Origin of the sequence: Pseudoalteromonas sp. SR41-1 (assembly GCF_014164015.1) — a bacterium.
In the GTDB taxonomy this organism is placed as follows: Bacteria; Pseudomonadota; Gammaproteobacteria; order Enterobacterales; family Alteromonadaceae; genus Pseudoalteromonas; species Pseudoalteromonas distincta.
Window position 1 is genome coordinate 77092 of record NZ_JACJEK010000004.1, and the last position, 12449, is coordinate 89540.

General features: G+C 40.0%; 9 protein-coding genes. 8 read left to right on the forward strand and 1 reads right to left on the reverse strand.

What is annotated here, in order from left to right; all coding sequences use genetic code 11:
* The first annotated feature begins 2 nt into the window (after nt 1-2).
* Nucleotides 3-3122 carry an efflux RND transporter permease subunit gene (locus tag H5118_RS04510; protein ID WP_182747936.1) on the forward strand — a complete coding sequence of 1040 codons (3120 nt, stop codon included), beginning with the start codon at nt 3-5 and terminating at the stop codon, nt 3120-3122.
* A gap of 200 nt (nt 3123-3322) precedes the next feature.
* Nucleotides 3323-3778: a hypothetical protein gene (locus H5118_RS04515; protein ID WP_002957844.1), complete on the forward strand. Its 456-nt coding sequence runs from the start codon at nt 3323-3325 to the stop codon at nt 3776-3778.
* A gap of 137 nt (nt 3779-3915) precedes the next feature.
* Here the strand turns inward: H5118_RS04515 and H5118_RS04520 are convergent, their stop codons facing one another.
* On the reverse strand, nt 3916-4422 hold the full coding sequence (locus H5118_RS04520; RefSeq protein WP_002957843.1) for a glycine cleavage system protein R: 507 nt from the start codon (nt 4420-4422) through the stop codon (nt 3916-3918).
* Between the two features lie 380 nt (nt 4423-4802).
* Between H5118_RS04520 and H5118_RS04525 the strand changes: the two genes are divergently transcribed.
* The 6 genes from H5118_RS04525 (at nt 4803) to H5118_RS04550 (ending at nt 12441) form a co-directional block, all read left to right on the forward strand.
* Nucleotides 4803-7037, forward strand: a complete 2235-nt coding sequence (locus tag H5118_RS04525) for an ABC transporter permease subunit (RefSeq protein WP_182747938.1) — start codon at nt 4803-4805, stop codon at nt 7035-7037.
* A 15-nt stretch (nt 7038-7052) separates the two neighbouring features.
* Complete coding sequence (gene pstA / locus H5118_RS04530) at nt 7053-8702, forward strand: phosphate ABC transporter permease PstA (RefSeq protein ID WP_002957841.1); 1650 nt, start codon at nt 7053-7055, stop codon at nt 8700-8702.
* Nucleotides 8703-8729: 27 nt separating this feature from the next.
* Complete coding sequence (gene pstB, locus H5118_RS04535; RefSeq protein WP_002957840.1) at nt 8730-9557, forward strand: phosphate ABC transporter ATP-binding protein PstB; 828 nt, start codon at nt 8730-8732, stop codon at nt 9555-9557.
* A 46-nt stretch (nt 9558-9603) separates the two neighbouring features.
* The gene (gene phoU, locus H5118_RS04540; protein ID WP_007586465.1) at nt 9604-10305 is read left to right on the forward strand and encodes a phosphate signaling complex protein PhoU; all 702 of its coding nucleotides are present in this window, start codon (nt 9604-9606) and stop codon (nt 10303-10305) included.
* 150 nt (nt 10306-10455) lie between these two features.
* Nucleotides 10456-11133: a TIGR00153 family protein gene (locus H5118_RS04545; protein ID WP_002957838.1), complete on the forward strand. Its 678-nt coding sequence runs from the start codon at nt 10456-10458 to the stop codon at nt 11131-11133.
* 39 nt (nt 11134-11172) lie between these two features.
* Nucleotides 11173-12441 carry an inorganic phosphate transporter gene (locus H5118_RS04550; RefSeq protein WP_182747939.1) on the forward strand — a complete coding sequence of 423 codons (1269 nt, stop codon included), beginning with the start codon at nt 11173-11175 and terminating at the stop codon, nt 12439-12441.
* Nucleotides 12442-12449: the final 8 nt, after the last annotated feature.

Consider the following 12449-nt stretch of genomic DNA (forward strand, 5'->3'; position numbering starts at 1 on the left):
TTATGATAACTGCCATTATTCGCTGGTCTGTTGGCAATCGCTTTTTTGTGTTGTTGCTTACATTAATTTTACTGGGTGGAGGATTGTTTGCACTAAAAAATACGCCCGTAGATGCCTTGCCTGACTTATCTGATGTTCAGGTCATTATAAAAACCACTTATCCGGGGCAAGCGCCGCAAGTAGTGCAAGACCAAGTTACATTTCCGCTCACCACTGCAATGCTTTCTGTGCCGGGTGCACAAACTGTAAGGGGTTTTTCGTTTTTTGGTGACTCGTACGTTTACGTTATTTTTGACGAAAAAACTGATTTGTATTGGGCTCGGAGCCGAGTACAAGAATACCTAAGCCAAGCAGCAAACCGATTGCCCGATAGCGCTACGCCAGAGCTTGGTCCTGATGCAACAGGCGTAGGTTGGATTTACTTATACGCACTAATTGATAAAACAAATAAACACGATATTAGTCAGCTACGAAGCTTACAAGATTGGTTTTTAAAGTTTGAGCTACAAACCGTACCAGGAGTCTCTGAAGTGGCTGCTGTTGGTGGCATGGTTAAGCAATATCAAGTTAATGTTGAGCCTGATAAATTACGCGCATATGGTATTCCGCTTAGCCTTATTCAAACCGCTATCCAGCAAGGCAACCAAGAGATGGGCGCCTCAGTAGTTGAAATGGCTGAAGCTGAATACATGGTAACAAGCACAGGCTACATTAAAAGTGTTGCCGACCTAGAAGCTATTCCGCTTGGCGTAAACGCTAATGGTACTGCGCTGCAATTGCGTGATGTAGCTGATATTAGAGTCGGGCCGCAAATGCGCCGTGGTATTGCAGAGCTTAATGGCGAAGGCGAAGTGACCGGCGGCATCGTTATTATGCGCTATGGCGAAAATGCACAAAAAACTATTGAGCTGGTAAAAGCAAAATTAGAATCGCTTAAAAAGGGATTACCAGAGGGCGTTGAAATAGTCCCTGTGTACGATCGCTCCAACTTAATAAATAACGCAGTAGATAATCTAACAAGTAAGCTAATTGAAGAGCTGATTGTAGTTGCTTTAGTGTGTGTGGTGTTTTTGTTTCATGTGCGCTCATCATTGGTGGCGATTATTACGTTACCGCTTGGGATTTTAACGGCATTTATAATTATGTATTGGCAGGGGATTAACGCCAACATTATGTCTTTAGGGGGAATTGCAATAGCGATAGGCGCAATGACCGACGGCGCTATCGTCATGATTGAAAATATGCACAAACATATGGAAAAAACGCCACTTACCAACGAAAACCGCTGGGAAGTTGTGGCTAAATCGGCGAGTGAAGTGGGTCCTGCATTATTTTTTAGTTTATTAATTATTACCGTCAGCTTTATGCCGGTATTTATTTTAGAAGCGCAAGAAGGACGTATGTTTGCGCCACTGGCTTACACTAAAACCTATGCTATGGCGGCGTCTGCTGGGCTTGCAATTACCTTAGTGCCGGTATTAATGGGTTACTTTATTAGAGGTAAAGTTATTTCGGAGCGAAAAAATCCAGTTAACCGATTACTCGTCGCAGCGTATCGCCCACTACTTAACTGGGTGCTTAAATTTCCAAAAATGACATTGGTACTCGCGGTGGTTGTTTCTGTTATTGGCTTTTACCCGGTAAACAAAATAGGCAGTGAATTTATTCCGCCACTTGATGAGGGCGACTTAATGTATATGCCCACAACGTATCCTGGTTTATCGGTAGGTAAAGCGCGCGAAATACTACAGCAAACCGACAAGCTAATTGCCACAGTACCTGAGGTTAAAACAGTATTTGGTAAAGTTGGGCGAGCAGAAACTGCAACAGATCCTGCGCCGCTTACAATGATAGAGACGTTTATTCAGCTAAAACCAAAAAACGAATGGCGCGAGGGTATGACGCTTGAAAAACTTAAAAAAGAACTCGACGGTTTGGTTAAGTTTCCGGGGTTGACGAACGCGTGGGTAATGCCAATTAAAACACGTATTGATATGCTCGCGACCGGTATTAAAACCCCTGTGGGTATTAAAGTTGCGGGACCAAAGTTGAGTGAAATTCAAAAAATTGGTCAACAAATAGAAGTGTTATTGAAAGATGTGCAAGGCACTGCATCGGTTTACTCAGAGCGAGTAGCCGGTGGACGTTATATAAAAGTAGATATAAATCGTGAAAAAGCCGCGCGCTATAGCTTAAATATTAGCGACATACAGCAAGTTGTATCTACTGCAATTGGTGGTACAAACGTAACTCAAACCGTAGAAGGGCAAGAGCGCTACCCAGTTAATTTGCGTTACCCGCAAGCATACAGAGACTCGCCAGAAGAGCTAATGCTGTTACCCATTGTAACGCCTACAGGGCAGCGTATAGCACTTGGTGATGTAGCCAATGTATTTATTGAAGATGGACCGCCTGGTATAAAAAGCGAAAATGCACGTCTAAACGGTTGGAGTTTTATTGATATAGATGGCGTTGATATTGGTACTTACGTTGAGCACGCTCAGCAAGTGCTCGATAAGGACCTAATACTACCTGCTGGCTACTCAATTACGTGGGCTGGGCAGTATGAATACATGCAGCGCGCTAAAGACAAACTGACTTATGTATTACCACTTACATTAGCGATTATTATTGTGTTGCTTTATCTTAATTTTAGAAGCTTTGCTGAGGTCACTATTATTATGGCTACTTTGCCACTGGCAATGATTGGTGGCGTATGGCTAATGTATTTAGAGGGCTTTAACTTTTCAGTTGCAGTGGGTGTAGGTTTTATTGCCTTAGCTGGTGTTGCGGTAGAAATAGGGGTCATTATGTTGGTGTATTTAAACCAAGCCTATCAAGAAAAATGCATCGAAGCAGAGCAGGCAGATAAGCCACTTAGTTTAGTGCAATTACAGCAAGCTATTATTGAAGGTGCAGGGCTTCGAGTACGCCCGGTTATGATGACTGTCGCGACAATTATTATTGGCTTGCTACCTGTGCTGTATGGCACAGGCACCGGAAGCGAAGTAATGAGTCGAATAGCTGCACCTATGGTTGGCGGTATGGGCAGTGCAATTGTACTCATCTTACTTGTTATTCCTGCGGTTTACCTACTGTGGCGCAAACAAGGACTTAAATAATATAAAGCAACAAGACGATAGAGCAGTGCGGTTACTACCCACGCATTGCTCTATAAAAATTACCTATAATTTGTAAGTTATTCTATTAAATTGCTAACTAATATCCATTTTAAAATTAACCTTCTGTTTTTAAATGGTTTTTTAATTGGCACGCTTTACGCAGTGTAGTACCTATACAGTCAACTAAGTAAGGAATGCACATGCAAGTTAAAACAATTAAAGAGGTATACGATTGGACCGTTTTGTTTCATACGCAAATGGCGGCTAATTTTCATAGCGTAAAGGATTTACTCGATGAACATAATGCAATGCTGGTGGACTACTACCTAAATTACGAAAAAAAACTCGCTGAAGATTTAGTCGGGTTTAAAGCGATAACCGAAATAAATACGCTCGATACGTACTGTTATGAATACTTTGCTAAAAATCCTGAGCTAATTACTTTCGAAGACATTAGTAAAGACCAGCAATTTGATGAGAAAGTTATTCAAGCTTATTTATCAGAGCAGCATCAAAAGGTAATTGAATTATACGAATACTTACTTGAGCGCGCTGAAACTCAAAGTGGCCAAGAAAAGCTGCAACAAATACTAGAGCTGGAAAAGCAAGGTATAAAGCAAATGATGCAAAGTACGAATCGTCATATGGATATGTAGCTTTATAAGATAACTATTCAAAATAGCCGATGCTTGCATCGGCTTATTTTATGTCTGCGTTAAATAACCCGCAGAGGGCTTTGATAAACTGGCTAAAATAATATGCGTGTCAACAGTGTGGCACGCACCTAGGGAGATCAAACTTCTTCTGTATCTACAATTAAATCACTTGTTATTGATTCCAATGCTTCAATGACTTCGTCTTTATTCATACCATTGGGTAAAGTAACGGTAGCAACAGCGCTAAAAATAGGCACCCCCCAATTAGGCGCACTTTGCTGCCTTGAATTTAAATGAGTAATGTTAGCGCCTTTGTGGCGTATTACACTCGCCAACTCTTGAACAATACCTGGGCGATCGTTACCTGTTATAACCAGATTGATTTGTTCTAATGTTGATGGTTCAATTTCTGTGTTTCCGGTTTCAATTCGAACGTCTAACTTAGGTAACTTATTTAAAGCGCTTTGTAGTGATTGAAAGTGCTCCTCAGCAACTTCAAGTTGAATAATACCTGCAAAATGACCTAATAAATGGCTTAAGTTACTGCTTAGCCAGTTGCCATGATTTTGTAACACGACGGATGAGATACTCTCTACTAAACCAGGGCGATCTTGCCCTAGAATAGTTATAACCAACTGCTTCATAAATAATTCTCTTTTTAAGCCCAAAGAAAGTAAATGCATAGGCATTAAGTGTATTGTCTAATCTAAATTGTGTGTTGTTGCACTTTTATAAATCGTTGATTTTAAAATAATAAAATTGAATGTGGTTGTGTTGACTATACGTGGTATTAATAGTCATTCTTATTTAGTAAGTACTCTTTTAGTATTGACCTCGATAAATGCTTTGTCCAATTATTTTATAATTTAGTTCACTTAAAAATCATCTATATGAGACTTATTTAGCGATTTTCTTCGCTAGTTTTATTTAAAACCGTTTTAACGTGCTTATTATTACTGCTGTAACATTACTGTCATCTTGATGAAATATAATTTATACAACGTTAAGATTTAAGGGTGTTTTGATGACTTCAAATCCGAATAAACCGACTTTTAATACGGATCGAAGCCGTCTATTTAAAGATCGGTTTGCCAAATTTGGTATAACCGCAGGTGGGATAATGGTATTGGTAGCACTGCTATTAATATTCTTTTACCTTCTTTATGTAGTACAGCCAATTTTTGAATCTGCAAAAGTAGAAAAACGCGATAGCTTTCAGGTCGCTAATTCGCAGCAAATAGCAGGCCTAGGTGTAGAAGAGCAAACTGAAGTTGCTTATTTACTCAGTCAGCAAGGGCAGGTTGATTTTTACAGTGTGCAAGATGGCAGCTTTGGTAAAAAGCTTAAAACATTAAACGCCGAGCTACCAAGTGATGCAACAAGCTTTGCAACTAGCGCGCCTTTTCAAGGGCATTATGCGTTTGGTTTAAAAGATGGCACTGTAATGGTCGTAGCACCTAAATTTTTGGTCACCTTTCCTAATAACGAGCGTAAATTAACGCCTCGTTTAGACTTTCCTCTTGGGGAAATGGCTTTGGAAGTAGATGAACAAGGCGCAGCTATTAAACGCTTTGCATTTAGCCACTATGAAGACAGAACAGCCGTTGTCGCACTTACAGAAGACAAACGGGTGCTGTTTAGCAGTTTTGTTGCTGAAGAGAATATGTTTACTGGCGAAGTTGAGTGGGTTGTTGAGCGCACAGAGCTAGATGTTGAAGGGCGTGTAGATGAGCTATTAGTGTCTCCAGATACAACCCGTACTTTTGTACGTTCTGCTAATCAAGTTTACGTATACGATACACGTGACCCAAGTGATGTAGAACAAATTCAGTTACTTTCAGCTAACGAAGAAAATGCCAATATTGTATCTGCACAATTACTAGCAGGTGCAAACTCATTAATGCTTGCCAATGATAACGGCGAAGTTTCGCAGTGGTTTGAAGTTAACACTGACACTGGCCGCGAATATCAAAAAATACGTTCATTTGAAACGACTAAGCAAAGTAAATTAAATGTATTTACAGAGTTCTACCGTCGTACTTTTTTTACGACCAGCAGTAACGGTGAGCTTGGGGTGTACTACACAACAAGCGAAGCAAAATTATGGCAAGGTAAAGTAAGTGAAGGCGCAATACAAAACTTTGCAATTTCACCGCGTTCAAATGCTGCATTAATTTTGGCGGATAACAAACTAACAGTATTAGAAATACATAACGAGCATCCAGAAGTTACTTGGTCAGCGCTTTGGCAAGAAGTATGGTACGAAGGTTACCCAGAGCCAGGTTATATATGGCAGTCAACATCAGCCAGTGATGACTTTGAATCTAAGTTTTCATTAGTGCCAATTTCGTTTGGTACATTAAAAGCAGCCCTTTACGCGATGTTATTTGCAGTGCCTATTGCGCTTTCGGCGGCAATTTACACAGCATACTTTATGTCGAGCAAATTACGTAAGGTAGTTAAGCCTACTGTTGAAATAATGGAAGCATTACCCACCGTTATTTTAGGTTTTTTAGCCGGTCTTTGGTTAGCTCCATTGATAGAAGAGCACTTACCTGCAATTGTTGGGTTACTCATATTATTACCTTTAGGTATGTTAGCGACAGGTTTAGCTTGGACTAAATTACCAACCAAAATCCGTCATCGAATTCCTGAAGGATCTCATTCAATTATCCTTATTCCGGTCGTTTTACTTATTGGCTGGTTTTCGTTTGCGATGAGTGAATTTGTTGAGCTTTGGATGTTTGACGGCAATGTACGTCAGTACTTAACAAATGAGCTAGGTATGACATTCGATCAACGTAACTCGCTGGTTGTAGGTATTGCGATGGGGTTTGCAGTTATTCCAACTATATTCTCAATTGCAGAAGACGCCGTATTTAGTGTTCCAAAGCATTTATCAAATGGCTCATTAGCATTAGGTGCAACGCAGTGGCAAACACTAATGCGTGTTGTATTACTAACAGCAAGCCCTGGTATTTTCTCTGCGGTAATGATGGGACTTGGCCGCGCCGTTGGCGAAACCATGATTGTACTTATGGCAACGGGTAATACACCTATTATGGATTGGAGCATCTTCCAAGGTATGCGTACGCTTGCAGCAAATATTGCAGTTGAAATGCCTGAGTCAGAAGTAGGTAGTTCGCACTATAGAATATTATTCTTAGCGGCCTTTGTACTATTCATATTCACATTCATTTTTAACACAGTCGCTGAGTTTGTTCGCCAGCAACTGCGTGAAAAATATAGCTCAATGTAAGCGGAGAGACATGACATGGTAAAGCAGTGGTTTAAGTCTGGTTCTCCTTGGATTTGGATGACCGGTGGTGCAGTGAGCATCAGTTTAATTTCAGTTCTAGGCTTATTAGCAATGATAGCCTGGAAAGGATTAAGTTTTTTCTGGCCTTCAGAAGTTGTGCAGTTTGAACTTGAAGGGTCAATTTCAAAACAAACCGTTATTGGCGAAGTTTATGACCGTGAATTAGTACCAAAAACGCGTTTAGCCGCGACAGGTATTGACGTTAGCGGATTTGAAAAAGAAGAAATAGAGCGCTTACTTATTAAAACAGGTAATCGTGAGTATGTAGATTTAGACTTTCGTTGGATATTAGAAACCGACATTAAAAATAAAACAACGCCTGCAACGCTTGCTGTATTTGAGCGTAGTAAAAACGGTAATTTTTATGGTTATGTTGAAAGTGTAATTAAAGATGGTAAACCAGTCGAAGGCGATAAAATTGAAGCTCTACATGAACTTGTAGAGCGTGCCGTGGATTTAAACGACGAAGCACTTGATTTACAAAATGGTGACATTGGGCATATTAACTATGAGCTTGAGCGTCTTCGTTTAAAAGAAAAGGGCTACTTACTAGATAACGCACTCACTGATGAACGTGTTGCTGAGCTTGCTCAAGAGCGTGCTGAATTACGTGCGCAGTATGGTGTACTTGAAAAAGATTTATTTGCACTACGTAAACAAGCTAAACGTGACCACGTAACTGTAAAAGATATGCGCGGTGAAGTAGTTACGATTCCAATGTATCAAGTACTTGATGTTTGGTTTCCAAATGATATGGGCTTTTTTGCAAAGCTAGGGCACTACTTTGTGCAGCTAGGTAAGTTTGTATCTGATGACCCACGTGAAGCAAATACAGAGGGCGGTGTTTTCCCTGCTATATTTGGTACTGTGTTTATGGTTATGCTGATGGCTGTAATAGTGACGCCGTTTGGTGTTGTTGCTGCAATTTACTTACACGAGTATGCCGCTAAAAATGCAGTCACTAAGATGATTCGTATTGCGGTGATTAACTTGGCCGGTGTGCCTTCAATTGTGTACGGTGTATTTGGCCTCGGCTTTTTTGTATACATGTTAGGTGGTAGCTTAGACCAATTATTTTACCCTGAAGCGGCACCAACGCCAGTATTTGGTACGCCAGGTGTAATGTGGTCGGCGTTAACGCTTGCTATATTAACTTTGCCAGTTGTTATTGTATCGACTGAGGAAGGCTTATCTCGTATTCCAAGTACCGTACGTGACGGTTCACTAGCGCTTGGCGCAACAAAGGTTGAAACGTTATGGCGCATAATTATTCCAATGGCAAGCCCTGCAATTATGACTGGTTTAATACTGGCAGTTGCGCGTGCTGCAGGTGAAGTTGCACCATTAATGTTAGTAGGCGTTGTGAAAATGGCCCCTACATTACCACTTGATGGTAACTTCCCGTATTTTCACTTAGATAGAAAGTTCATGCACTTAGGCTTTCATATATACGATGTTGGCTTCCAAAGCCCTAATGTTGAAGCGGCACGTCCGCTGGTATACGCCACTGCCTTTTTATTGGTGTCGGTGATTATTACCCTAAACATAACGGCCATTGGTATACGTAACCATTTACGTGAAAAATTCAGATCGCTTGAACACTAATTAGTAAAGATTTTATAGGTAACAAAAATGATTACAGTCGCTCCACAAGTAAACCAAGCTAATATTGGTCAAAAGTTAGACCTAGAAAATTTAACGGATGATCAAAAAGCGCTAGAGATTAAAGACCTCGATCTTTACTACGGTGATAAGCAGGCGCTTAATAAAGTAAATATGAACATTCCTAAAGGCCAAGTAACTGCGTTTATCGGGCCGTCTGGGTGTGGTAAATCAACATTACTGCGTTGTATTAATCGCATGAATGATTTGGTTGATATTTGCCGTATTGAAGGTGAAATATTACTCCATGGTCAAAATATTTACGATAAGAGCGTAGATGTAGCAGCACTTCGTCGTAATGTAGGCATGGTGTTTCAGCGCCCTAATCCATTTCCTAAATCAATTTATGAAAATGTAGTTTATGGCCTGCGCTTACAAGGCATTAAAGAGAAACGTAAATTAGATGAAGTGGTAGAGCAATCACTTCGTGGTGCTGCTTTGTGGGATGAAGTAAAAGATAGATTGCACGATAGCGCGTTTGGCTTATCGGGTGGTCAGCAACAACGTTTAGTTATAGCTCGCTCAATTGCAATTGAGCCAGAGGTACTTTTACTTGATGAACCAACATCAGCACTCGACCCTATTTCTACTTTGGTAATCGAAGAGCTAATAAACGATTTAAAAAACAAATTTACCGTTGTTATTGTTACACACAACATGCAACAAGCAGCGCGTGTATCTGATCAAACAGCCTTTATGTATATGGGCGAATTGATTGAATACTCAGACACAAATACCTTATTTACTACACCAACGAAGAAAAAGACTGAAGATTACATTACCGGTCGTTACGGTTAATTAGCCCGTTATAGCGTGTTGTACAAGATTAAGAGAGAAGGTAACTATGGAACATAATATTAATAAGCATATTTCTGGGCGCTTTAACCAAGAACTAGAAAATGTACGTAACCATGTATTGAGTATGGGTGGCTTAGTTGAGCAGCAATTAAATAGCGCGCTTGATGCGGTGAGTCGTAACGATGCTGAGCTTGCTCAAAAGGTACGTCAGAACGATTACAAAGTAAATGCAATGGAAGTCAGCATTGATGAAGAATGTACGCGTATCATTGCTCGTCGTCAGCCTGCAGCAAGTGACTTACGTTTAGTGATTGCAATTGCAAAAACTATTGCAGATTTAGAACGTATTGGCGATGAAGCTGAGCGAATTGCTAAAGTTGCACTAGACTCATTTACTAAAGATCAACAAGACTTGCTAGTAAATATTGAGAATATGGGCCGCCAAGTTTTAAAGATGTTACATGATGTACTAGACGCATTTGCACGTATGGATGTGCAGCGCGCATTTCAAGTACATAAAGAAGATGCAAAAGTTGACCGTGAATATGAAGCTATCACACGTCAAATAATGACTTATATGATGGAAGATCCACGCTCAATCCCTAAAATTATGGACTTAGTTTGGTCTGTTCGTTCATTAGAGCGCATAGGGGATCGTTGTCAAAATATTGCGGAATACATTATTTATTTTGTAAATGGCAAAGATATTCGTCATACATCTCAAGAAGATATAGAAAAATCGCTATAATTTTTTACCTATTTTTCTTTTTTATTAAAGCGGCTTAGTGCCGCTTTGTGCATTGCAAGCCTTAGTGAAGTAATAAAAAGCGTTCACAATCTTGGTTAATACTGTAAAATTCATGCTGCAAAGCATATCAATTTGATTAAAGGGTCAGTTATGCCTACAAACGCGTTTTTAGGAGTATTTGCAAAATCTCCTATCAAACCAATGGAAGAACACATCAAGAAGGTTCATCAAGCAAGTAAAGCCTTGATACCTTTTTTTAATCACGTATTTAAAGAAGAGTGGGTACAAGCTGAAGAGCTTCGCATCACTATTCGCAATTTAGAACGTGAAGCTGATGATATGAAAAGAGATATACGCTTACAATTGCCACGTGGTTTATTCATGCCGGTAGAGCGTACAGATCTTCTCGAATTAGTAACTCAACAAGATAAAATTGCCAACAAAGCAAAAGATATTGCAGGACGAGTGATTGGTCGTGAAATGACCATCCCAAAAGTTATGCAAGCAGACTTTTTAGCTTACTTAACCCGTTGTGTAGATGCGACTAAACAAGCATCTAAAGCAATTAACGAATTAGAAGAATTGCTAGAAACGGGTTTTAAAGGTCGAGAAGTCACCTTAGTAGAAAAAATGTTAGTTGAATTGGATGCCATAGAACAAGACACGGACGAAATGCAGATAAAAGTACGCCGCCAGCTACGTGATGTAGAGGGTGAGTTAAATCCAATTGATGTGATGTTTTTATATAAAATCATTGAATGGGTTGGCGAGCTTGCAGATATTGCAGAGCGCGTAGGATCACGTCTTGAGCTGATGTTAGCTCGTTAATTTAAAATCAGTTCAAACACGAAAGATTAAGGTTTTACAATGGATATCATTGCATCTTACGGCACGGTATTAATTTTAATTGCCGCAGCAGTCGGCTTTTTTATGGCTTATGGTATTGGCGCGAACGACGTAGCGAACGCCATGGGTACATCTGTAGGTTCAAAAGCGCTAACAATCAAACAAGCTATTTTTATAGCGATGATTTTTGAATTTGCAGGCGCCTATTTAGCAGGTGGTGAGGTTACATCAACAATTCGTAAAGGAATTATTGACGCAGCACCATTTGCAGATATTCCGGAATTAATGGTTCTGGGTATGATTTCGTCTTTATTTGCAGCCGGTGTTTGGTTATTAATGGCCTCGTTCTTAGGTTGGCCTGTATCTACAACTCACTCAATCATTGGTGCAATCATTGGTTTTGCGTTAGTTGCAGTAGGTACTGAGGCGATTCAATGGGATAAAGTAGGTGGTATTGTAGGTAGTTGGATTATAACACCTGCCATATCAGGCTTTATTGCATACTTAATATTCATGAGTGCACAAAAGCTTATCTTTAATACAGATGCACCACTAAAAAATGCTAAACGTTATGTCCCTCTTTATATGGGCTTAGCAGGTTTTATCATGGCATTGGTTACAATTAAAAAGGGCTTAAAGCACGTTGGTATAGACCTAGGCTCAGCTGAAGGCTATGCACTGTCAGTCGGTGTTGCAGTAGTTGTTGCTGTGATTGGTAAAATTGCCATATCTCGCTTAAATATTGATCCAAAAGCAGATAAACAAATGCAGTTCAACAATGTTGAAAAAGTATTTGCTGTTCTTATGGTACTAACAGCATGTTGTATGGCATTTGCACATGGTTCTAATGACGTTGCTAATGCAATTGGTCCACTAGCAGCTGTTGTAAACATTGTTGAAAACAATGGTGAAATTGCTAAAAAAGCAGCTATTGCTTGGTGGATTCTACCTCTAGGTGGTTTTGGTATTGTTGCTGGTCTTGCTATTTTAGGCAAAAAAGTAATCAAAACAATTGGTGAAGGTATTACACATTTAACACCTAGCCGTGGTTTTGCTGCTGAACTAGCTGCTGCTTCTACCGTTGTTATTGCCTCAGGTACTGGTATGCCAATCTCTACTACTCAAACCTTAGTGGGTGCGGTATTAGGTGTAGGTATGGCACGTGGAATTGGCGCGCTTAACATGGGTGTTATCAGAAACATTGTAGTTTCTTGGGTAATTACATTGCCAGTTGGCGCTGCCCTTGCTATTGTTATTTTCTACGTACTAAGAACCGCATTTGGGGTTTAATAAAAAAG

What these genes read in the sequence shown, in the direction of transcription:
- H5118_RS04510 (WP_182747936.1), top strand. Translation starts at nt 3, where the DNA reads ATGATAACTGCCATTATTCGCTGGTCTGTTGGCAATCGCTTTTTTGTG.
- H5118_RS04515 (WP_002957844.1), top strand. Translation starts at nt 3,323, where the DNA reads ATGCAAGTTAAAACAATTAAAGAGGTATACGATTGGACCGTTTTGTTT.
- H5118_RS04520 (WP_002957843.1), bottom strand. Translation starts at nt 4,422, where the DNA reads ATGAAGCAGTTGGTTATAACTATTCTAGGGCAAGATCGCCCTGGTTTA.
- H5118_RS04525 (WP_182747938.1), top strand. Translation starts at nt 4,803, where the DNA reads ATGACTTCAAATCCGAATAAACCGACTTTTAATACGGATCGAAGCCGT.
- pstA (WP_002957841.1), top strand. Translation starts at nt 7,053, where the DNA reads ATGGTAAAGCAGTGGTTTAAGTCTGGTTCTCCTTGGATTTGGATGACC.
- pstB (WP_002957840.1), top strand. Translation starts at nt 8,730, where the DNA reads ATGATTACAGTCGCTCCACAAGTAAACCAAGCTAATATTGGTCAAAAG.
- phoU (WP_007586465.1), top strand. Translation starts at nt 9,604, where the DNA reads ATGGAACATAATATTAATAAGCATATTTCTGGGCGCTTTAACCAAGAA.
- H5118_RS04545 (WP_002957838.1), top strand. Translation starts at nt 10,456, where the DNA reads ATGCCTACAAACGCGTTTTTAGGAGTATTTGCAAAATCTCCTATCAAA.
- H5118_RS04550 (WP_182747939.1), top strand. Translation starts at nt 11,173, where the DNA reads ATGGATATCATTGCATCTTACGGCACGGTATTAATTTTAATTGCCGCA.